Origin of the sequence: Neisseria canis (assembly GCF_900636765.1) — a bacterium.
Lineage (GTDB): Bacteria > Pseudomonadota > Gammaproteobacteria > Burkholderiales > Neisseriaceae > Neisseria > Neisseria canis.
In genome coordinates this window covers 1,659,696-1,682,039 of record NZ_LR134313.1, presented here as the reverse complement: position 1 = coordinate 1,682,039, position 22,344 = coordinate 1,659,696, and the positions used below count along the sequence as shown (strand labels likewise).

General features: G+C 51.5%; 22 protein-coding genes. 9 read left to right on the top strand and 13 right to left on the bottom strand.

Annotated features, from left to right (window positions below; translation table 11 throughout):
• Positions 1-180: 180 nt before the first annotated feature.
• A complete protein-coding gene (locus tag EL143_RS07875) occupies positions 181-744 on the top strand; it encodes a YceI family protein (RefSeq protein WP_085415957.1) in 564 nt (187 codons plus the stop codon).
• Positions 745-942: 198 nt separating this feature from the next.
• Here the strand turns inward: EL143_RS07875 and EL143_RS07870 are convergent, their stop codons facing one another.
• The 9 genes from EL143_RS07870 to EL143_RS07830 form a co-directional block, all read right to left on the bottom strand.
• Complete coding sequence (locus tag EL143_RS07870; RefSeq protein WP_085415958.1) at positions 943-2,544, bottom strand: MFS transporter; 1,602 nt, start codon at positions 2,542-2,544, stop codon at positions 943-945.
• A gap of 353 nt (positions 2,545-2,897) precedes the next feature.
• Positions 2,898-3,797 carry a pirin family protein gene (locus EL143_RS07865; RefSeq protein WP_085415959.1) on the bottom strand — a complete coding sequence of 300 codons (900 nt, stop codon included), beginning with the start codon at positions 3,795-3,797 and terminating at the stop codon, positions 2,898-2,900.
• Positions 3,798-3,957: 160 nt separating this feature from the next.
• Positions 3,958-5,850 (bottom strand): amidohydrolase, encoded by a 1,893-nt coding sequence (locus tag EL143_RS07860; protein WP_004285367.1) that lies wholly within the window; start codon positions 5,848-5,850, stop codon positions 3,958-3,960.
• Complete coding sequence (locus tag EL143_RS07855) at positions 5,851-6,072, bottom strand: DUF1427 family protein (protein WP_085415961.1); 222 nt, start codon at positions 6,070-6,072, stop codon at positions 5,851-5,853.
• Between the two features lie 86 nt (positions 6,073-6,158).
• Positions 6,159-6,842, bottom strand: coding sequence for a hydrolase (locus EL143_RS07850; RefSeq protein ID WP_004284753.1), 684 nt, complete (start codon positions 6,840-6,842; stop codon positions 6,159-6,161).
• Positions 6,843-6,972: 130 nt separating this feature from the next.
• Positions 6,973-7,581, bottom strand: coding sequence for a nitroreductase family protein (locus tag EL143_RS07845; RefSeq protein WP_004284755.1), 609 nt, complete (start codon positions 7,579-7,581; stop codon positions 6,973-6,975).
• A gap of 91 nt (positions 7,582-7,672) precedes the next feature.
• On the bottom strand, positions 7,673-8,410 hold the full coding sequence (locus EL143_RS07840) for a pirin family protein (RefSeq protein ID WP_004284756.1): 738 nt from the start codon (positions 8,408-8,410) through the stop codon (positions 7,673-7,675).
• Positions 8,411-8,805: 395 nt separating this feature from the next.
• Positions 8,806-9,585 carry a sulfite exporter TauE/SafE family protein gene (locus EL143_RS07835; RefSeq protein ID WP_085415963.1) on the bottom strand — a complete coding sequence of 260 codons (780 nt, stop codon included), beginning with the start codon at positions 9,583-9,585 and terminating at the stop codon, positions 8,806-8,808.
• A 12-nt stretch (positions 9,586-9,597) separates the two neighbouring features.
• The gene (locus EL143_RS07830; RefSeq protein ID WP_085415965.1) at positions 9,598-10,185 is read right to left on the bottom strand and encodes a CNP1-like family protein; all 588 of its coding nucleotides are present in this window, start codon (positions 10,183-10,185) and stop codon (positions 9,598-9,600) included.
• Positions 10,186-10,290: 105 nt separating this feature from the next.
• On the opposite strand from EL143_RS07830, the gene EL143_RS07825 reads away from it, so the two are divergent.
• From EL143_RS07825 to EL143_RS07790, 8 genes are all read left to right on the top strand, one after another.
• On the top strand, positions 10,291-10,518 hold the full coding sequence (locus tag EL143_RS07825) for a sulfurtransferase TusA family protein (protein WP_085415967.1): 228 nt from the start codon (positions 10,291-10,293) through the stop codon (positions 10,516-10,518).
• A gap of 55 nt (positions 10,519-10,573) precedes the next feature.
• Positions 10,574-11,608, top strand: a complete 1,035-nt coding sequence (gene pyrC / locus EL143_RS07820) for a dihydroorotase (RefSeq protein WP_085415969.1) — start codon at positions 10,574-10,576, stop codon at positions 11,606-11,608.
• A gap of 209 nt (positions 11,609-11,817) precedes the next feature.
• On the top strand, positions 11,818-12,639 hold the full coding sequence (locus EL143_RS07815) for an amino acid ABC transporter substrate-binding protein (protein WP_085415971.1): 822 nt from the start codon (positions 11,818-11,820) through the stop codon (positions 12,637-12,639).
• Positions 12,629-13,345 carry an amino acid ABC transporter permease gene (locus EL143_RS07810; RefSeq protein WP_197719586.1) on the top strand — a complete coding sequence of 239 codons (717 nt, stop codon included), beginning with the start codon at positions 12,629-12,631 and terminating at the stop codon, positions 13,343-13,345. Before EL143_RS07815 ends, EL143_RS07810 begins: the two co-directional genes overlap by 11 nt.
• Positions 13,346-13,354: 9 nt before the next feature.
• Positions 13,355-14,110: an amino acid ABC transporter ATP-binding protein gene (locus tag EL143_RS07805; RefSeq protein ID WP_009116432.1), complete on the top strand. Its 756-nt coding sequence runs from the start codon at positions 13,355-13,357 to the stop codon at positions 14,108-14,110.
• A 116-nt stretch (positions 14,111-14,226) separates the two neighbouring features.
• A complete protein-coding gene (gene mnmA, locus EL143_RS07800) occupies positions 14,227-15,330 on the top strand; it encodes a tRNA 2-thiouridine(34) synthase MnmA (protein ID WP_085415972.1) in 1,104 nt (367 codons plus the stop codon).
• A gap of 81 nt (positions 15,331-15,411) precedes the next feature.
• On the top strand, positions 15,412-16,062 hold the full coding sequence (locus tag EL143_RS07795) for a LysE family translocator (protein ID WP_085415974.1): 651 nt from the start codon (positions 15,412-15,414) through the stop codon (positions 16,060-16,062).
• A gap of 72 nt (positions 16,063-16,134) precedes the next feature.
• Positions 16,135-17,814 carry an AMP-binding protein gene (locus tag EL143_RS07790; RefSeq protein ID WP_085415976.1) on the top strand — a complete coding sequence of 560 codons (1,680 nt, stop codon included), beginning with the start codon at positions 16,135-16,137 and terminating at the stop codon, positions 17,812-17,814.
• Between the two features lie 281 nt (positions 17,815-18,095).
• Here EL143_RS07790 and EL143_RS07785 read toward each other — a convergent pair whose 3' ends face one another.
• The 4 genes from EL143_RS07785 to EL143_RS07770 form a co-directional block, all read right to left on the bottom strand.
• Positions 18,096-20,186 (bottom strand): TonB-dependent receptor domain-containing protein, encoded by a 2,091-nt coding sequence (locus tag EL143_RS07785; protein WP_085415978.1) that lies wholly within the window; start codon positions 20,184-20,186, stop codon positions 18,096-18,098.
• Between the two features lie 597 nt (positions 20,187-20,783).
• Positions 20,784-21,110, bottom strand: coding sequence for a YdhR family protein (locus EL143_RS07780; protein ID WP_085415980.1), 327 nt, complete (start codon positions 21,108-21,110; stop codon positions 20,784-20,786).
• A 72-nt stretch (positions 21,111-21,182) separates the two neighbouring features.
• Complete coding sequence (locus tag EL143_RS07775; protein WP_169709810.1) at positions 21,183-21,713, bottom strand: thioredoxin family protein; 531 nt, start codon at positions 21,711-21,713, stop codon at positions 21,183-21,185.
• Between the two features lie 45 nt (positions 21,714-21,758).
• Complete coding sequence (locus EL143_RS07770) at positions 21,759-22,244, bottom strand: dihydrofolate reductase (protein WP_085415984.1); 486 nt, start codon at positions 22,242-22,244, stop codon at positions 21,759-21,761.
• Positions 22,245-22,344: the final 100 nt, after the last annotated feature.

Below are 22,344 nucleotides of genomic sequence, written 5' to 3'. Positions count from 1 at the left end.
AGGTTATATAGCATCGACAATTTCTACAATATTCAATGTTCATGCTCAAAAGAAAGGATTTATTCATTCCCGCAATACTTTATAATATTGAGAAAAATTTAATTGGCTATGGTTTGCTTCATCCCTAGGTTTGGTTAAAATGGAATTCCTTTCCAATATCAAATAAATCGGAGCAAAATTATGAAAAAAATCATTTCCGCTGTGTTTTTAAGTGCATTGGCTACGACTGCCGGTGCGGCGACTTATCAGATTGACGGCCATCACACCAATGCCCGTTTCAGTATCGACCACTTCAATACCAGTACCAACGTCGGCGGTTTCTACAATTTGGGCGGTACTCTGGAGTTCGATCCCGCCAAACGCACCGGTTCGATAGACTTGAGCATTCCTGTGAACTCCATTCAAACCGGCAGTCAAGAGTTTACCAATCACCTGAAATCGGCCGACTTATTCAATGCGGCCAAATATCCCGAAATCCGCTTTACCTCAACCAAGTTTAATTTCAACGGCAAAAAACTGTTGTCGGTTGACGGCAAGCTCACTATGCTGGGCAAAACCCATCCGGTTAAGCTCAAAGCACAAAAATTCAACTGCTACGACAGCCCGATTCTCAAAACCCAAGTTTGCGGCGGCGATTTCACCACCACCATCGATCGCACCAAATGGGGCATCAATTATCTGGTTGATGCCGGTATGACCAAGCAGGTCGCACTGACCATCCAAATCGAAGCCGGCAAGAAATAACGGTTAATCATTCCGAAAAAAGAATGCCTGCAACGTGTTGCAGGCATTCTTTTTTTTAATATTTATATCCGTAATCAAACAACATTCTGGTACAAGATATAAACTTTACCGTGTTGCCAAATGTAGCTTTCAGACGGCCTCAAAAGCCTTTTGTTGCTTTTAAGGCCGTCTGAAAAATGAATAGATAGTAGGGTTCGATTATTTACCGCAAGAAACGAAGTGGCGCACTTGCGGCGGTGCTTCGCCTTGGTGGAAGCGTTTTACTGCGTTTTGCAGGTCGGCGTCGGTTTTGGAAACGCGTTTGTGCTGGCGCAGATGCTCGGCCCACGATTCGACCAAGAACCATTCGAGCATAATGGAAGGATCGGCCGTGTCTTCGCTCACGCCCCATTGGTAGGCTCCGTCGCGGCGGCGTTCGGCCGAAAGCGCGGTAATGGCGCGGATAAACGCTTCGCGGTCTTCGGGGCGGATGCGGTATTCGATTTGAATCAGCACCGGCCCGCGGTCGTTGGCAGGGCGGGATACGGTGAGCGGTTCGGGCCAATGGTTAGACGGGCTTAAGTCGTTTTCGCCTTGCGGCAGTTTGATGCGGTGCGCTACCAATGCGGAAACCACCAATGCCGCCGCACCTGCAAGCAAGGTCAAGGGGATGCCGATAAGGCTGGCCACGCTGCCCCATAACAAGCTGCCGGCAGTCATGGCGCCGTTGAATACGGTGAGGTAAACGGCCAATGAGCGGCCGCGCACCCAGTTGGGCAGAATGCTTTGCGCCACGCCGTTGAGGGTGGTCAGCGCGGTAATCCACGCCGCGCCGAGCAGCAGCAAGACGGCAATGGCCAGCCATTTGGGCGGGGCGGCAGCCAAAACGGCCATCACGGCAGCGGTTACGCCTGCGGCCAAAAGCAGTAAGCCGTCGGCACTCAAACGGCTGCGCAAGCGCGGCATAATCACGGCACCGAGAATCGCGCCTGCGCCTACCGCACCCAGCAAGATGCCGTAAAAGCCCGCGCTACCGTTGAGAAGTTGCCGTGCCACCAAAGGCAGCAAAGCCCAAACCGAGCTGGCGATGGCGAAGAAGACAAAGGCGCGCAGCAAAACGATGTGCAGCTCGCGGCTGGCGCGCACATAGCGCAATCCGGCACGGAACGCCCCGCCGAATTGTTCGGAAAGCTCGTCGCGTTGGGTTTTAGGGCGTTTCCACCACAGTAATGCGCTGATCACAAACACATAGCTCAATACGTCGGCACCGTAGGCGAAAGCCGCGCCCGCTCCGGCCAAAATCAAACCGCCGAGTGCGGGGCCGATGGCGCGGGCAATGTTTACGCCGAGAGAGTTCAAAGCTACGGCGTTTTTCAAATCTTTTTTATCGACCAGTTCCGGTACGATGGCCTGCCAAGTCGGCCCCATCAGTGCGGCACCGATACCGCCGAGGAAGGTCAGCGCAATCAGCGAGGCAACCGACTGCATACCGCTTGCTGAAAGCAGCATCAGTCCGGCGCTGACACCGGCAAGCAGAATCTGAATGCCGATTAAGAATTTGCGGCGGTCGAGAATATCGGAAAGCACGCCTGCGGGAATGGCAAGCAGAAACACCGGCAGGGTGGCGGCGGCTTGCACCATGGCAACGGCGGCAGGCGAAGGCGATAAATCGGTCATCAGCCACGAGCTGGCAACATCGCGGATAAAGCTGCCGGTGTTGCCTAAAATGGTGGCTATCCATAACACGACAAACAAAGTTTGCCGCAACGGGGCGAAGCTGCTGCCGGAAGTTTCGGCGGCAGACGAGCGGTGTTGGGTCATATATGTTGTTCCTTTGGTTCCGTAATGTGGAAAAGCTGTTCAGACGGCCTGAGACCTTTGCCGGCTTGCTGTTTATATCGTTAAACTACTTTAAATAGATGGACTACAAATAAAAGATAGGTAGGCGCTACATTAAGGCTGCTTATCAGTTCCATAGCGGCAGTGTTTTTCGGCACAATCCGCTTGGATAGCATGAGGCCGTCTGAAAAAACAAACATTAGGTGTGCACGTCTGTACGGCTTTGTGCGGTGCAAGGATAAAAGCACAAACCGGCCCGCTTCGGTTTATGAAGCGGGATGTTGTACCTGAATCCTGCGGTGTCCGGCAGCAGGCTGCCGTGGCGGTTTTGCCGGTTAGCGCAAATGGTCGGGCGCTTCCGGAGAAGGCAGACGGCTGAGTTTGCTGCCGGATAAATCGATATCGCCGAAACGCGGGTGGCCGCTGTTCCAATCGGCAACGGCACGGCGGAGCGAATCGGGGTTGTCGGCTACAAAGTTCCACCAAAACAGGGTCGGGTGCGGCAAAGGTTCACCGCCAAGCAGCATGATGTGTGTTCCTGCTTCTGCCTGAATGCGGATAACGCCGTCTGCATTACGGTCGGTGAATACCATCATTTCATCTGCGGTCGCGCGTAAGCCGTCGGCTTCTACGCTGCCGGCGAGTACGAGGATGCCGTATTCCCAGCCTGAGTGGGCGGGTATTTCCAAAGTACGGGCCGTCTGAAAACGGATATCCACGCCGACCAGCGGGCTGAATTGTTTGGTCGGCGCAGTATGGCCGCCGTAGCTGCCGGTGGTTAAGATGTAATCGACACCGTTTTCGTGCCATTCGGGCAGTTCGGGATAGTGTTGGAAATCAGGTTCGATTTCCTGATGGGTCGGCAAGGCAATCCACAATTGAACGGCATGCAGGGTGTTGATGCCTTCAGGGGTTTGCTCGGTATGGCTGATGCCGCGCGTGTCGCCCGTGCCGGCAGTCATCAAGTTGACCTGCTTGGGGCGGATCAGTTGGCGGTAGCCGAGGCTGTCTTGGTGCCACACTTCGCCTTCCAGCATCCAAGTGAAGGTTTGCAGATTGGTGTGGGGGTGAGCGCCGACCTGCATACCGTCTTCGCCCGCACCGAATTCGGCGGGGCCGGCATGGTCGAGAAAGCACCATGCGCCGATGGTACGGCGTTTGCCTTGCGGCAACAGGCGTGCAACAGGAATACCGCCGACATCTTTGATTTTGGCAGGAAGTTTTTCTGTGTTCATATCAGGGTTCCTTTGTGTGTTTTTGTCCGGTTGGCACGACAGCTTATAACCAACCGACTATCGTGCTGCAGGGCGCAACGTTCAAGCAAGGATTGGTGATAAGCCGTTTACCAAATGCGGTTACGGATACGGAAAGTCATCCGTATCCGTTCGGGCGTTTTCAGACGGCCCAGCACGAGCAGCCGAGTGCGCCGAAGAAACCTTGCAGGTCTGAAACGGGCGCCGACGATGCCCATGCGCGGGCATGATCGTGGCCATGCAGACCGCACGCGCTGGCGCAACTGCATGAAGCGATGGCTTGTTGGCGCAGCGGTGCGAGCGAGTTTTTACCGGCACCTTCGGGGTCGCCCCATGCGCCGTAGCCGCGGTATTTGTGTACCGGCGACCAATCGGGCATGGCGGGCGGCGGCGGGGTGTCCAAATCAGCGAAGCTGCCTGCGCCGTAAACGACACGACCGCCCACCACGGTCAGATCCGAGGTCAGGAACGGAATTTCGTCTTCCGGCACGCTGAAAAAGTCTTTGCTCGGCACCATCATGTCGGCCAAATGGCCCACTTCGATGCGGCCGCGCTTGCCGACTTCGTTGGAGAACCATGCCACGTTTTCCGTCCACATGCGCAAAGCGGTTTCGCGGTCGAGCAAATTGGCTTGCGGATAGAGTTTCATACCGCCGACGGTTTTGCCGCTGATCAGCCAGGACAAGGATACCCACGGGTTGTAGGAGGCCACACGGGTGGCATCGGTACCGGCCGATACTTTCACGCCGCTTTCGAGAATGCGTTTCACCGGAGGCGTGTTGGCCGCGGCAGCCGTGCCGTAGCGTTCGGCAAAGTATTCGCCTTGATAGGCCATGCGGTGCTGCACGGCGATACCGCCGCCCAGCTCGGCAATGCGGTCGATGGATTTTTGCGACACGGTTTCGGCATGGTCGAAGAACCAGTTGATGCCTTCCAGCGGAATATCGCGGTTAACCTTTTCAAATACATCCAAGGCGCGGGTAATGGTTTCGTCATAAGTCGCGTGCATACGCCACGGCCATTTGTTTTGCGCCAAAATGCGTACCACTTCTTCCAATTCGCCTTCCATTTCAGGCGGCATCTCGGGGCGGGGCTGGCGGAAATCTTCAAAGTCGGCGGCAGAAAACACCAACATCTCGCCGGCACCATTGTGGCGGAAATAATCGTCGCCCTGTTTATAGGTAACCGAAGAAGTCCATTTGAGGAAGTCTTCTTTTTCCTCTTTCGGTTTTTGCGTGAAGAGGTTATAGGCGATGCGTACGGTGAGCTGGTTTTCTTCGGCCAGCTTGCGGATGACTTCGTAATCGTCGGGATAATTTTGGAAACCGCCGCCGGCATCAATCACACCGGTTACGCCCAAACGGTTCAGCTCGCGCATGAAATGGCGGGTGGAGTTGACTTGGTAATCAAACGGCAGTTTGGGGCCTTTTGCCAAAGTCGAATACAGAATCATGGCATTCGGTTTGGCCAGCAACAGGCCGGTAGGGTTGCCTTTCGAATCGCGTTTGATTTCGCCTCCGGGCGGCTCGGGGGTGTCTTTGGTGTAGCCGACGGCGCGTAATGCGGCTGCATTGAGCAAAGCGCGGTCGTATAAGTGCAGGATGAACACCGGCGTATCGGGTGCAACCGCATTGATTTCTTCAATGGTGGGCAGGCGTTTTTCGATGAATTGGTGCTCGGTAAAACCGCCGACCACGCGAACCCATTGCGGCGCAGGCGTAATATCGACTTGTGCTTTGAGCATGGCCATGGCATCGGCCAGCGAACGCACGCCGTCCCAACGCAGTTCCATGTTGTAATTGAGGCCGCCGCGGATGATATGGGTGTGGTTGTCGAAAAGGCCGGGTAAAACGCTGCGGCCTTGCAGGTCGATGCGGCGGGTATTTTCGCCCGCCATCGCTAAAATTTCGCTGTTGCTGCCGACTGCGGCAAATTTTCCGTCGGCAACGGCAACGGCTTGGGCAACCGGCTTGGAGCGGTCTAAAGTCGTAAATTCGCCGTTATAGAAAATTGTGTCGATTTGTGTCGTCATCATTTACTCCTTATTGTCATTCTGGTCTTGTGAGTGTGCGGTTTGGGAGATAGATGTTTGCGGAGAAAAAAATTGTTTGGAGAGCGGAATCATTTGTTCGCCCAGCAACATGCCCAAAAGCCCCAGCAAGGCCACTACGGGCGGCGCGGGAGAGCGTACATTAAGCAGGTAGTAAACCACACCAACCAATATTCCGGCTCCGAAAGAAAACACATACAACTTCATAAATATCTCTTAATGGGCAGATTAAACAGCAAAGGTGTGATTTTGATGCAAACCACACCTTCGCATTAACAACAGTAAATCAGGGTTTACTTGGCAGGGTTAGGGCCGATGCGTTCGCCGTGTTGCACGCGCTCGGGCGCTTTGTGAACCATAGTGTAGGCGTAATCCACACCCATGCCGTAGGCGCCGGAATGTTCTTTTACGATATCCAATACGGCATCGTAGGTTTCTTTACGGGCCCAGTCACGTTGCCATTCGAGCAAAACTTGTTGCCAAGTTACCGGAATAATGCCCGCTTGAATCATGCGTTGCATAGCGTATTCGTGCGCTTCTACCGTTGTGCCGCCTGATGCATCTGCCACCATGTAGATATCATAGTTTCCTTCGGCAGCGGCAGCCAGAGCAAAGCCTAAGTTACATACTTCTGTCCACAAGCCTGCTACGATAACTTTTTTACGGCCGTTTGCAGCCAAAGCATCACGCACGTTTTGATCGTCCCAAGAGTTCATTGAAGTGCGTTCGAGAATTTTGTTCTCGGGGAATACACTCAACAATTCAGGGTAAGTGTGGCCGGAAAAACCTTCGGTTTCAACAGTGGTGATGATGGTAGGAATGTTGAATACTTTGGCTGATTTGGCCAATGCAACCACATTGTTTTTCAGGGTTTGGCGGTCGATAGATTGTACGCCGAAGGCCATTTGCGGCTGGTGGTCGATGAAAATCAGCTGGCTGTTTTCAGGGGTTAACAAGTCTAAAAATTTGTTTGACATGACGATTCTCCATGTATCGTTAATAGGATTTTCAGGCAATAAAAAAGCGGCAGATTCCAGGCTTGGGGCCTATCTGAATTTGCCGCGTTATTGCACGGTGTATTCAGGCTGTGGTTCAGCCTGAAAATAATTACAGGCCGTAAACTTTCAGGCGGTCTTCTACGGGAGCAAAAGATTTATCGCCTGCAGGCTCGGTGATGCCGCCGAATACGAGCTGGGCGCTCATTTTCCAGTTGGCCGGCAGATTCCAAGTTTTAGCCACCTCGGCATCAATGATCGGGGTGTAGTGTTGCAGGTTGGCACCTACGTTTACCGCAGCCAGGGCAGTCCAAATAGCGTATTGGCTCATGGCATCGCTGTGACCTGCCCATACCGGGAAACCGGCGGCATAAGCAGGGAACTGCTCTTGCAGGCCTTTAACAACATTTTCATCTTCAAAGAACAACACGCTGCCGGCAGCCGCTTTGAACATGTTCAGTTTGTCTTCGGTAGCTTGGAAGTTTTCGGCAGGAACAATTTTGCGCAGTTCGGCAATGGTGATGTCCCACAGTTTTTCATGCTCGGCACCGAACAGTACAACGAAACGGGTTGATTGCGAGTTGAACGCAGACGGTGTGTGTTTTACAGCGTGCTCAACGATTTTTACTACTTCTTCTTTGTTTACGGGCAGATTTTTGTTCAGCGCGTAAACAGAACGGCGGTTCTCAGCAGCTTGCTGCAAAGTTTGTACAACAGACATTGTGGTTTCCTTTATTTCAGGTTGGCTAGATGGCTGCCCGAGATTTTTCAGGCAGCTAAAAAGTTTGGATAACATTTTACTCCGATTTCCGTTAGTGTAACTGGTTGATATTGGCTTCTACGTCCATCGGTACGTCCATCAACAGGATTTCCGCATCGCCCAAAGCCTCTACGTCAAAGCCGTCGGTTTCCCACAAGCCCAAGCCGTCGCGCTCGCCCAATTCGATACCGCCTACTTTGGCTTTACCTTTAATCACAAACACATACACGCCGTTGCCTTCGCGTTTTACGTCGTAACGTTTTTGGGTGCCGTCTGAAAAACGTGCCAGCGAGAACCAAGCGTTTTGGTGAATCCACACGCCTGCGTCATCAGCATTGGGAGACAGGATTTGCTGGAAGTCGTTGGGTTTGGCTTCATTGGCGATTGTGATTTGCTGATAGCGGGGCGCTACGTTGTTTTTGCGGGGCAACACCCAAATTTGCAGGAATTTCACAGCTTGGTCTCGGTTGGCGTTCATTTCGCTGTGGGTAACACCGGTGCCGGCCGACATAACCTGTACATCACCGTTTTTGATGATGCTGCCGTTACCCATGCTGTCGCGATGAGCCAAGTCGCCGCTTAAAGGCACGGAAATGATTTCCATGTCGCGGTGCGGGTGGGTGCCGAAGCCTTGGCCGCCTTCTACAAAATCATCATTAATCACACGCAGCACACCGAAGCCCATGCGCTCAGGGTCGTAATAGTTGGCGAAGCTGAAAGTGTGTGCGCTTTTCAGCCAACCGTGATTGGCAAAGCCGCGTGAATTAGCCGGATGGTATACAGTTTGCATTTTATCTTTCCTTTAAATTAATTACTATTGTTAATATAACGATTTGCGATGGAGTGAATTATAGGGATAAATTTTGTCGGGAAAAAGACACGGATGATAAATTGATTATCAACCTATAGTAAATAATAAAACGAAAGATTAGGAAATCAATACAAAAAAATGCAACATAATAATTAATAAAATTACATCGATGTAAGACATCAAATCAAAAACAATATTATCTTTTTAAAGATACAGGAAACCAAGATAATCAGATCAAGCCCGAGTATGAAAAGCGTACTACTTTTTTAAGTTTTTAAGCTGATTTACTACATAAGCAAATTTTTTACAGGAATTAATTATGAAGCGTTAATAAAGATTGAGGCCTGTCTGAAATGATTTCAGACAGGCTTTCCTTATACCACAGTCAGATAAACCCTCATTACATCCCAACCGAACTTTCCAATTAAAAGCAACAGTAACATCATAAAACCATAACGTAAAAACCGTGTTCCGCCTTTAATAGCCAAGTGTGTTCCGAAAATACTGCCGCACAAATTAGCCATGGCCAACGGCAGCGCCCATGCCCAAACCATGTGGCCGTTCGGAATAAAAAAACTCAGCGCTGCAAGATTGGTGGTGATGTTGATAACTTTGGAAGAAGCGGTGGCCGTGATGAAGTCGAACGAGAAAAAGCGCACAAATACAAAAGCCAACAAGCTGCCCGTGCCGGGGCCGAAAATACCGTCGTAAAAACCGATAAGCGCACCGAAAAACAGGCCGAGTGCATATTCTTTTCGGGTAAGAGAGCTGCTGCGCACAACCTGCCCCAGGCTTTTTTTGAAAAATGTGTACACAAACATTACCGCCATCACCACCAGCATGGCGGGCTTCATATAATGCACGGGAATATGGCTGGTCAACCCTGCCCCGATATAGGAAAAAATATAAGCCAGCAAAGCGGCCGGCAACAGCATTTGCCACGGAACGCGGATTTTGCGAACGAATTGCACACCTGCGGTGAACGTGCCGCAAACGGAAGCAAATTTGTTCACGCCCAAAACCGAAGCCGGAGCGGCGGCTGGAAACGTGTTAAACAGCGCGGGAATCTGAAGCAGCCCGCCGCCGCCTACCGCCGCATCCATCAAACCGGCCAAAAAGCCGATAAGCAGCAGAAAAAGAAAATGGGCGTCCATCAAAAGCAGGGTTTATTTGGTCCAATGGAATTTGGATTGCGTACCCGAGCGTTCTTTCAGGCGCTGTACCAGTTTTTCTTTGCTGCCCGGCAGGCCGTCTTCACAGAAAGCGCGGTACAACACACCGCGTATCGGATCGGCAGTGTTGAGAATGGCACCGATTTCCTTCCATTGGGCATTGCGCGGCCGTATCCAGCGGTTATTCACCGGATCGCCGTAGCCGTACACTTTATAAGACGATTTTTTCTTGGCACTGAAAGCAGACTCGGAGCAATAAAGCGCTTCTGCGCTCAAATTATCATGCCCGCGCGCCGAACGGATATTCAACACATAGCGCACGGTATTATCCGGCGCCAGCATGATGCTGTTTAAATCGATTTGCGGCTGCTGCGGAAAATCGGGCTTGATATAAAGATCAAACCATTGCGCGTCTTTGCCCGGCATGGGCGGCAATGCCAGCTCCGCTTCCTGAAACTGCGTGTCGGCTTCGTGCGGATTGCGCTCGACATAGCGCGTGTTAACCAGCGTATCTTTTTCGGTACGCGACTGTGCAAAAACAGCGGGTGCGGCCAAAGCCAACAAAAGAATCCAGCGTTGCATATCGTTTTCCTTGCGGGAAATCAAACAGAAAGCGGCATTGTAGCATTCTTAAACGCCGCGGCGAAACAAGCTATAATGTCAGGATAAGAGAAAAGGAAGCTTACCATGACCCAACAAACCCTGGACGTAACCGGCATGAAATGCCCGCTGCCGATTTTGAGAGCCAAAAAAGCGCTGGCGGCTTTGGAAACAGGCGACGAACTCACTATATTGGCCACCGATGCCGGCGCACCCGATGATTTTGCTGCCTTCTGCAAACAAACCGGCCACACGCTTTTGGCCTCTGAAACCTTAGACGGCGGCGTGTTCAAGCTGGTTTTGAAACACAAATAACTTTTTCAGACAGGCATATGCCTGTCTGAAACCTCCATTCAAGCAAAGGAACACCATGCAAACCCTCACCATTATCCAGCCCGACGATTTCCACCTGCATGTGCGCGACGGCGCCGCGTTGAAATCCGTAGTGCCCTACACCGCCCGCCAAATGGGGCGTGCGCTGATTATGCCCAACCTCAAGCCGCCGGTTACCACCGTGGCGCAGGCGCTGGCCTACAAACAGCAGATTCTCGATGCCGTGCCGGAAGGTTTGCCGTTCGAGCCTCTAATGTCGCTTTACCTCACCGACAACACCACACCGGAAACCGTGCGCGAAGCCAAAGCGGCAGGCATTGTGGCGTTCAAACTCTACCCTGCCGGCGCAACCACCAACTCCGATTCCGGCGTAACCGATTTATTCAAGCTGATTCCCGTGTTGGAAGCAATGGCGGAAGAAGGCATCCTGTTTTTGGTACACGGCGAAGTAACCGATCCCGATATCGACATTTTCGACCGCGAAGCGGTGTTTATCGAGCGCGTGATGAAGCCCGTGTTGGCGAAAGTGCCGGGGCTGAAGGTAGTGTTTGAACACATCACCACCGCCGATGCGGCCAAGTTGGTGTGCGAAGCGGGCGACAACGTGGCCGCCACCGTTACGCCGCAGCATTTACTGCTCAACCGCAACGATTTATTGGTGGGCGGCGTGCGCCCGCACCATTACTGCCTGCCGGTATTGAAACGCGAAACCCACCGCGCCGCTTTGGTTGCCGCCGTTACCGGCGACCAATCGCACAAATTTTTCCTCGGCACCGATTCCGCGCCGCATCCGAAACACGCCAAAGAAAACGCTTGCGGCTGCGCAGGCATGTTCAGCGCCATCAATGCGATTGAGTTTTATGCGGAAGTGTTTGAAAAAGCCGGCGCACTCGACAAGCTGGAAGCCTTTGCTTCGAAAAACGGCGCCCGTTTCTACGGCCTGTCTGAAAATCCGCGCACGATTACCCTGGTCAAACAGCCTGGCCGTGTGCCCGAAAGCGTTCCTTTCGGTGACGGCGAACTTGTGCCCATGCGCGCGGGCGGCGAAGTGGAATGGCGCGTTGAATATTGATTGCGCATCAAAACGTTAAAAAAGCGCAAATAATCTGCCGTTTGTTTGAATATGCCAATGCCTGTCTGAAAATCCGCAAAACATTTTCAGACAGGCATTAGAATTAATGGTTCTATGCCATAGAACCAAGCGTGCTTTGTAGCCGCAAACCGCTTAGCGTAAAATTACGTTTATCGACGAAACCGTCTTACCGAAACTGGAGAATACACATGTTAAAACAATTCGCACTGGCAGCAACTGTTGCCTTGGCATTGGGCGCCTGCGGTAAAAGCGACACCAACCGGGCCGCTTCAGGCACCCAAGTGGGCGCGGATGCGCCTTTAATCGACCGCATCAACGGCAAAGGCACCATCACTGTGGGCACCGAAGGCACTTACGCACCTTTTACCTACCACGATGAAAGCGGCAAGCTCACCGGCTACGATGTGGAAGTTACCCGCGCGGTGGCCGAAAAACTGGGTGTAAAAGTGGATTTCAAAGAAACCCAATGGGATGCCATGCTGGCCGGTTTGGATGCCAAACGTTTCGATATAGTCGCCAACCAAGTGAGCCTTACCACCCCCGAGCGTCAGGCCAAATACGACAAATCCGAGCCGTACAGCTGGAGCGGCCCGGCCGCATTGGCGCGTAAAGACGATGCGCGCGTTAAATCGTGGGCCGACATCAAAGGCTTGGATGCCGCCCAATCGTTAACCAGCAACTACCGCGAAATGGCCGAGAAATACGGTGCAAAAATCACCGGTGTAGACGGCATGGCGCAAGCGATTGAGCTGGTCAAACAAAAACGCGTCGATTTAACCTTAAACGACCATCTGGCCATGTTAGACTATCTGAAAAAACATACCGACAGCGGCTTGGAAATCAAACTGGTTGCCGATGCCGGAGAATTGCGCGGTTCCGGCCTGATTTTCCGCAAAGGCGAAGATGCTGCGGTAGCCAAAGTGAACGAAGCGATGGTTGAGCTGCAAAAAGACGGCACGTTGAAAAAGCTGAGCGAACAATTTTTTGGTGAAGACATAAGTGTTAAATAATATTCTGGCGGCTCTGCCGTTTATGAATGAGGCGAAGGCCCAAATCGTTATCAACGCATTTTGGCCTTTATTGAAAGCGGCTTTGGTTTATACCATTCCGCTTTCTATCGTTTCATTTATCATAGGTTTGCTGATTGCATTGGCTGTGGCGCTGATCCGTGTGGTGCCGCAGGAAGGCATGGTGCACAGGTTTTTCTACGGTGTGGCCCGTTTTTATGTGTCGGTTATCCGCGGCACGCCGCTGCTGCTTCAGCTTTTTATCATTTTCTACGGCCTGCCTGAAATCGGCCTCAAGCTCGATCCCGTGCCCACAGCCATTATCGCGTTTTCGCTCAATATCGGCGCCTATGCTTCCGAAACCGTGCGCTCTGCCATTTTGTCGATTCCCAAAGGGCAATGGGAAGCCGGTTTTTCCATCGGCATGACCTATATGCAGACCTTCCGCCGCATCGTGCTGCCGCAGGCTTTGCGCGTGGCCGTGCCGCCTTTGTCGAACACCTTTGTCGGCTTGGTAAAAGAAACCTCGCTGGCTTCACTGGTGCTGATTCCCGAATTGATGAAAGCCTCGCAAGTAATTGTGGCGCGCAATTACGAATTCATCCTGATCTACACCGAAGCCGGTTTGATTTATTGGGTAATCTGCACCGTGCTCACGCACATGCAGGGCAAAATGGAAAAACGCCTCGACCGCTATGTGGCGAAATAAGGAGCCGCTATGATAGAAATCCGCAATATTCAAAAAACATTCGGCCAAAACACCATTTTGCGCGGCATTGATTTAAACATTGCCAAAGGCCAAGTTGTGGTGATTCTCGGGCCTTCCGGCTCCGGGAAAACCACATTTCTGCGCTGCCTCAATGCGCTGGAAATGCCGGAAGCCGGCACGGTGAAATTCGATAATGAAACACCGCTCAATATCGATTTCGGCAAAAAACCGGGCAAAAAAGACATCCTCGCGCTGCGCCGGAAATCCGGCATGGTGTTTCAGCAATACAATCTTTTCCCCCACAAAACCGCGCTGGAAAATGTGATGGAAGGGCCGGTGGCCGTGCAAGGCAAATCGGCAGACCAAGCGCGCGGGGAAGCAGTGAAGCTTTTGGAAAAAGTGGGCTTGGGCGACAAAACCGAGCTTTATCCTTTCCAGCTTTCCGGCGGCCAGCAGCAGCGCGTAGGCATTGCCCGCGCTTTGGCCATCCGCCCCGAATTAATGCTGTTTGACGAGCCGACCTCCGCACTTGACCCCGAGCTTGTTCAGGAAGTGTTAAACACCATGAAAGAGCTGGCGCGCGAAGGCTGGACGATGGTGGTGGTTACACACGAAATCAAGTTTGCTATGGAAGTGGCCGACATCGTGGTGGTAATGGACGGCGGCGTGATTGTCGAACAAGGCAAACCGAAAGATTTGTTCGAGCACCCGCAACACGAGCGCACCCGCCGCTTTTTAAAACAGATTCGGGCGGAAGCTTCTTAAAACGAACCGGCGTTGGCTTAAGCAAAACGCCGGTTTTTTATCCGGCCATGCCTGTCTGAAAAATATGTTAAAGTTACGCCTCTTTCCAATTCAGCATGATTCCCCATATTTTCACAATGAACATTTCCCACGCTCCGCAAAATATCATCGTCGGTTTATCCGGCGGCGTTGATTCTTCCGTAACCGCCTACCTGCTCAAGCAGCAGGGTCATCAGGTGCGCGGCGTGTTTATGCAAAACTGGGAAGACGACGACAGCGACGAATATTGCAGCATCAAGCAGGATTCGTTCGACGCCATCGCCGTGGCCGACATCGTGGGCATCGACATCGACATCGTGAATTTCGCCGCCCAATACAAAGACAAAGTATTCGCCTATTTCCTGCAGGAATACCAAGCAGGCCGCACGCCGAACCCTGATGTATTGTGCAATGCCGAAATCAAATTCAAATGCTTTCTCGACTACGCCATCAAACAAGGCGCAGACGTGATTGCCACCGGCCATTATGCGCGCAAAGAAGTGCGCAACGGCGTGCATTACCTGCTCAAAGGATTAGATGTCAACAAAGACCAAAGCTATTTCCTCTACCGCCTGCAACCGCACCAGCTGGCACGCGCCATTTTCCCGCTGGGCGATTTGGAAAAGCCCGAAGTTCGCCGCTTGGCTGCCGAAGCCAAGCTGCCGACCGCCGCCAAAAAAGACAGCACAGGCATCTGCTTTATCGGCGAGCGCCCGTTTCGCGAGTTTCTGCAAAAATACCTGCCCACCAATAACGGCAACATGGTTACGCCCGAAGGCAAAAAAGTGGGCGAACACGTCGGCCTGATGTTTTACACCATAGGCCAGCGCAAAGGCTTGGGCATCGGCGGCGCGGGCGAGCCGTGGTTTGTGGCCGGCAAAGATTTGACCAGCAACGAATTAATCGTGGTGCAAGGCCATGACCATCCCCTGCTCTACACCCAAAGCCTGACGATGAACGATTTGAGCTTCACTCTGCCCGAGCGCCCCAAACCCGGCAGGTATACCTGCAAAACCCGCTACCGCATGGCCGATGCGCCGTGCGAACTGCGCTACATCGACAACGAAACGGCCGAGCTGCTGTTCGACGAACCGCAATGGGCCGTTACCCCCGGCCAATCCGCCGTACTCTACGACGGCGACGTATGCTTGGGCGGCGGCATCATTACGGCTACCGACAAACCCGTTATCATTACACAATAACAGTCAGGCCGTCTGAAAAGCCAACCTGATTTTCAGACGGCCTCACACTTTGCAAGGTGTTTATTTAAAGGAGAAACGGTTATGGAGACTCTGATACCCACTATCTTAACGGTTGTTGTCGCTCACTTTTTGGCTTTAATCAGCCCCGGCCCTGATTTTCTATTGGTGGTCCGCAGCGCATTCCGCAACAGCCGCCGTCGCGCACTTGGCGTAGCATTAGGCATTGCTCTTGCCAACGGGCTGTATATTACTTTGTGCATTATCGGTGTCGCCTCCATGCTGGCCCACTCTTTGTGGCTGATGACCACGCTGAAAGTCATCGGCGGCCTGTTTCTGATGTATATTGCCTTTCACGCCTTAAAAGCCCGTCGCAGCGATTATGCTTTTCTCAATCGTCCCGGACAACAAGCCGGCTCAGACAAAAATACTCCTTCTTTTTTCAAAGAATTTCTGCTCGGCATGGCTTCAGGTTTATCTAACCCTAAAAACATCGTCTTTTATCTCAGCCTGTTTTCCGTGGTACTTACCCCTGAAACCAGTACGGCCTTGAAACTCGGCTTGGGCGTATGGATGACCGTTCTCGTGTTTGCTTGGGATGCCATGATTATTTTTGTACTCTCGCAACAAAACGTACGCCAATGGTTTGCCAAGCTGGCCTTTTATGTGGATAAAGCGGCTGGTGTACTGCTGGGTATCATGGGCTGGACATTGCTGAAAAATGCTGCCGAATAGAAATAATTTTACAGGGCCGTCTGAAAAGCCAACCTGATTTTCAGACGGCCTCACAACAAGGAAACTCACTTTATGGAAAAGATCTGGCTCCAAAGTTACGAACAAGGCATCCATGCCGAAATCGACATCGAACGCTACAACTCGATTATCGAAGTGTTTCAAGAAAGCGCCGGCAAACACAGCCATCTGCCCGCTTTTCAAAACATGGGCAAAACCCTCACTTACGGCGAAACGTCCAAGCTGATTACCGATTTTGCTTCGTTTCTGCAAAACACCCTCAAACTGCCGCGCGGCGAACGCGTTGCCATCATGATGCCCAACCTGCTGCAATACCCCATCGCCCTTTTCGGTGCCTTGAAAGCAGGCATGATTGTGGTCAACACCAATCCGCTTTACACCCCGCGCGAGCTTGAACACCAACTCAACGACAGCGGCGCGACCACCATCGTGGTGCTGGAAAATTTCGCCAACACGCTGGAACTGGTTTTGCCGCGCACCAAAGTGAAAAACGTGATTGTCGCCACCGTCGGCGACATGTTCGGGCTGAAAGGCAAATTGATGAACTTTGTGGTACGCAAAGTCAAAAAAATGGTGCCCGAATACCGCATCGCCAACATCATTCCTTTTCAGACGGCCTTAAAACAAGGCGCGGCGCATCCGTTCACGCCGATTACCCTTACCCGCGACGACACCGCCTTTCTGCAATACACCGGCGGCACCACCGGCGTGGCCAAAGGTGCCATCCTCACCCACGGCAACATCTGCGCCAATATGCAGCAGGCCGCCGAGTGGATTAAAAACCTGTTGGAACCCGGCAAAGAAATCGTGATTGCCGCGCTGCCGCTGTATCACATCTTGGCCTTAACCATTAATTTGATGATCTTCACCCAAGCCGGTGCCAAAATCCTGCTGATTACCAATCCGCGCGACATGAAAGGCTTCATGGGCGAATTGAAAAAAGAAAAAATCAGCGTATTCATCGGCGTAAACACCTTGTTTAACGCCATGGTCAACCGCCCCGAACTGGCCGAAATCGACTTTTCCGCCCTCAAGCTCACTCTCGCCGGCGGCATGGCCACCCAAAAACCCGTGGCCGAAAAATGGAAAAACATCACCGGCACGCCGATTGTCGAAGCCTACGGCCTCACCGAAGCCAGCCCGGGCGTGTGTTGCAACCCTTTGAATATCAAAGAATACACCGGCACCATCGGGCTGCCTTTGCCCAGCACGGAAGTTGAATTGCGCGCCGCCGACGGCAGCGAAGTGGCCCAAGGCGAAGCCGGAGAATTATGGATACGCGGGCCGCAAGTTATGCAAGGCTATTGGAACAGCCCCGAAGAAACCGCCAAAGTGATTGATACGCGCGGTTTTCTGGAAACCGGCGACATTGCCGTGATGGATGAAAAAGGCTGGCTGAAAATCGTAGACCGCAAAAAAGATTTGATTGTGGTGTCGGGATTTAATGTGTACCCGAACGAAGTGGAAGATGTGGTAACCGGCCATCCGAAAGTAACCGAAGCCGCCTGCATCGGCGTGAGCAGCGAGAAAACGGGCGAGGCATTGAAGCTGTTTGTGGTGAAAAAAGACGAATCGCTGAATAAAGAAGAGCTTATCGCCTATTGCCGCAGCCTGCTCACGCCCTACAAAGTGCCGCGCGATATTGAATTTTGGGAAGAGCTGCCCAAGTCCAACGTGGGCAAAATCCTGCGCCGTGTGTTACGCGATAAGGCCGAAGGCAAACACACCCAATAGCGTAATGGATTGTCGAAATGCCTGTCTGAAACCGTTTTCAGACAGGCATTTTTTATCACAAATAATATGAAGAGGCCGCCTGAAAATGTTTTTCGAGCAGCCTCTATAATGAATCGACTTAAAATAATAACAACACCGTCATGCTCCGGTCTGACCCGAATATCTTCTAAAGTTACTGTAACTCAAGCTACTTGGTGCAGGCCCGAGTATGACAAATGTGCTATTTTAAGTTGCTTCTCCATATGCCAAATCCAATGTTTCTTGACGGTTTGGCAAACTCATCAGAAGGTGTAATTCAAACCTACGCGGTATTCGCGCCCTGCACCGGGCAAATCGCTTCGTTGGGCGTGCGGAATATAATTTTTGTTGAAGACATTGTTCACGGCGAAGTTTACATTCATCTTGTCGTTTTTGAGCGGTTTCCAGTTGGCGGAAATATCGGTTACGCCGTAAGCTTTTTTGCCGGTGTCGGCAGGTGTAACCTCTCGATTGACCAAGATATAGTTGTCTTCTTTCTTCACACCTTCAACTTGGCGGTGGTGTACGCCGATTTCCAAGTCGGGGTTGTCGAAACGGTAGGCAAGCGAACCTGTCCAAGTGCGGCCTATACGCATGGCGTATTCGGGATTTGCACTCAAACGCTCGCCGTAGAATTTCGGCTTACTGTAGGCCACGCCCAAGCGTGCCGTCCAGCCCCCTTTGCGGAACGATGCACCCAACTCATAACCGGAGTTTTTAACTTTGCCGGCATTAATGATTTCAGAATAGCATTCGTTAGGATTTCGCGGTGTCGGCGCATCGCACAAGTGGTTGTTGCGGCCTGTGCTCGTACCCAATGCGTTGCCGATATTTTGCCAAAAATAGCTGCCGTCCGCGCCGAATGTGCCGTTGTCGTAGTTGAAGCCGATTTCGGTATTTCTGGCTCTCTCCGCTTTAGTGTTGTCGGCAATGGAAACCACACCGCGTTTGCCGTGCGCCATAATGCCGTCGTGCATACGCGGGCTGCGGGTGGCATAGTTGTGGCTCGCGCTGAGGCTCAAATCAGGGATAACCTGCCATATCACACCCAAACTCGGGCTGACAGAGCCATCACTGACTTTTTTGCCGTCCATCGCTTTGAAATTAAAGTGGTCGTAGCGCAGACCGGTGGTTAGCGTTAAATCTTCAACAACATCGGTAATCATTTCAGCATAAACGCCGACATCCTGTTTCTTCTGCCTGGTTACGCCCGCACGGAAAATCTGGTCGGGTTTCACTTCCTGGGTGCGGTAATTGACACCGTATTTCAGCAGAATGCGGTCATTGAGATGCGAATCGAAATTAACATTACCGCCAACCGTTTCGATTTTGGTTTTGGTGGGTTCCGTGTTACTGTCGCCGCCAGCATAACCGTTCCTGCTGTCGTCAACAGACCAGCGGCCTTTTTCCAAGCGGTAGATATTGGCAGATGCCGATTGGGCAAAACCCATATTTTTGCCCATCCACTCGAGGTTGGTTTGGTTGATGCTCATTTTACGTTTGGCAGGCGCTTGGCGTGCCAATGTGAGCCTTTCTCCGCCTATGGCAAATTCTTCACGTACTACACGGTCACCTTTATGCTCGTTGTTCAGATGGCTCAATACAAAACGGTGGTCTTCGCCTGCATCGATACCGATTTTGGCCAAATAGCCGGTTTTGTCCAATGCGCTAAACGGCACACGCTTGCCGCCGTCCAAGCCGTTGCGGTAACCCGAACCGCCTTTGTAGTTGCTTTCTTTAACACGGTTACCGGAAAGCACGAAATCGACCGCTCCGGGTTTGCCGAACAGCGTCAGGCCGTAGTTGTGTCCGTCGTTGGTGTTGTAACCGCTGTTTACTTTGAAGCCGAAATTAGGGTTTGTACTGTTTTTCAGCAAATCTTGAGCGTCTAAGGTTTTCGCAATCACCGCACCGTTGGTTTGGCCGATACCGGCCGATGCGCTGCCCGCACCTTTTTGCACGGATACGATTTTTACCAAAGCAGGATCAAGCATATGCCGGCCTTGGTGGTAGTGGATTTGGCTGTCGGAATAGGCATTGTCGACTTTTACATCCACCGAATTTTGACCCATATTGCGGATATACAGATATTGCGAAGTACCGTTGCCCCCGCCGATACCGATAGCAGGCTCGTCTTTAAACAGGCCGCGCAAATCGGTTTCCGTGCTTTCGTCTTTCGAACGGGTAGTAACCACATTGGTTTTCACTTTCGCACCTTGACGGTCGCCGGTAACCTGTACGCTGTTTACCTCAACTTCAGGGGCTTCTTGGGCTTGAACAGTGTCAGCCAATGCCGACGCAGGATATAGAGCACCTAACACTGCCGCAACTAAAGGCAGTTGCTTGAATTTCATATTTGTCTCCATTCGGATTGATTATCAAATAAAAATTACAGAATTTGAGCTATGAATCTAACTTACAATTTCTTACTATATTTTTTAATTTATATAGTATTAAAAATCATTATTGATTTATATCAATACTAACATAATTTTTCGTTTTTACAAAAACTATTATCATTTTTAAAATCGGTCTTGATGCTCAAAAACATCCGCAACCAATAAAATTGAAACAACATTGCGCTATAGTGGATCAACTTAAAAATAGTACGTTCGTCATACTCGGGCTTGACCCGAGTATCTTGAGTTCCGCTAACTTTAGGAGATACTCGGGTCAAGCCCGAGTATGACGGAAATGCTACTAAAATTAAGTTTTTTAACTATACATAGGGATTGATTGGAATAACTCGAATTCCGGTTACTTGTGAGGAGACCCCGGAGCCAGACCTGGCATGATGAAACCATAATAAGAAATAATTTTTTGCCACAGTAAAGCCAACAAATGTCTGTCTGAAAGAGTTTTCAGACAGACATTTGTTATTTTTTAAATCAATTACTTAAAACAAATCAATAAGCAGCAGGCTCATAATAAACAATGGGCAACCCTGTCCGTTATTCCGCCAAAATACGGGTAAACTTGTCGCCCGAAGTGATGCCGCTGAGCGTTTTGTTGACCGTATAAATTTTAAAACGCGGGTTAACGCCGCCCATCTGCACGGCACGGACGCTGTGCATTTCGGCATATTTTAAGGCGCTGGCTTCGTCTTCAAACAAATACAGGCCGCCGGCATCGCCGGTTTGCAGGTTTTCCGTCCAGATTTTTGCGATAAAACCCGGCTCCTGCGTGATGGATTTTGCCAAATCCTGCGCGCTGGCCGTGAGTGCGTCGCCCAGCACTTCGGGCGGCAGTTCGAAATCGAACTGTAAGATAACGCTCATGGTTTCTCCTTATGAGTTGTTTGGTTTGATGGTTGATGCCTGTCTGAAACCTTTTCAGACAGGCATTTCTGATTAGAGCTTGTTCTGCTTGAGCCATGACGCTAGGTTGTCGCCCGAAATGCCGCCGTTGTCTTCGTAGTCCAGTTTGTTCACCTGCCTGCCTTTGCTGTATTTCGCCAGCACGGGCGTGCCGCTCAAACCGTAAGTCTGCTTAAACGCAGCCCATGCGGTTTTGTCTTGGTGCAGCCGGTACACGTTGACAAAATAAAGCTTGTTTTGCAGCTTATGCTGCCTGACATAGCGTTTGAGCAGCGGCTCGAAAGCGTTGCAGTCGCCGCAGTTGGGGCGGCCGATATAGGCATAAAACGTGTCGCCTCGCTTTACTTTGGCTTCGAAATTTTCAACGGTCAAGCTGTTGAGTTCAAAGTAAATATCGGAATACATGCCTTCGACACGCTTGGTATTTTCTGCGGAAAGCCGCGCGGCGGTTTCTGCTTCGGCAAGCCGGGCGTGCAGGGTTTGCGCGTCTTCTTTGTTTTGGGTTGCGTTGCAAGCGGCGAGCGATGCGGCCAATAAGGCGGCGCACAAGAATCGTTGTGTCATCCTAAAATCCTTTTGCATAATGTAAACAATTTTTCAGACAGGCATTCATGCTCGGCGGTAGTGCACGAAAGCATAGGCTATGCCTTTGCTGCTTTCATGCTCTTCCCGCGCAGCTTCCTGCCAAACGGTTTGATCAATCGGCGGAAAAAACGCGTCGCCCGCCACATTGAGCTTCACTTCGGTAATGCGCAAATCGGTGGCAAGCGGCATGGATTCGGCATAAATCTGCGCGCCGCCCATAATGATGATTTCTTCCGTACCGGCGCAGGCTGTAAGCGCTTCCTGCAAAGAAGCGGCTGTTTCCGCACCTTCGGCGGCATAATCCGTCTGCCGCGTAATCACGATATTGCGGCGGTCGGGCAGCGGTTTTTTCGGCAGCGACTCCCAAGTTTTCCGCCCCATAACCACAGGTTTGCCCGAAGTGTAGGCTTTAAAAAAAGCAAAGTCTTCGGGAATGTGCCACGGCATGGTGTTGTCGATACCGATGCAGCCGTTTTCGGCGCAGGCTGCAACCAAAGTGATTTTCTGCATAATTGGACGCTTTCTTTTTTCAAACGGATATCTGGATATTGTAATCAATAAAATGCCTGTCTGAAACCGCATTTCAGACAGGCATGAATGCACAATGATA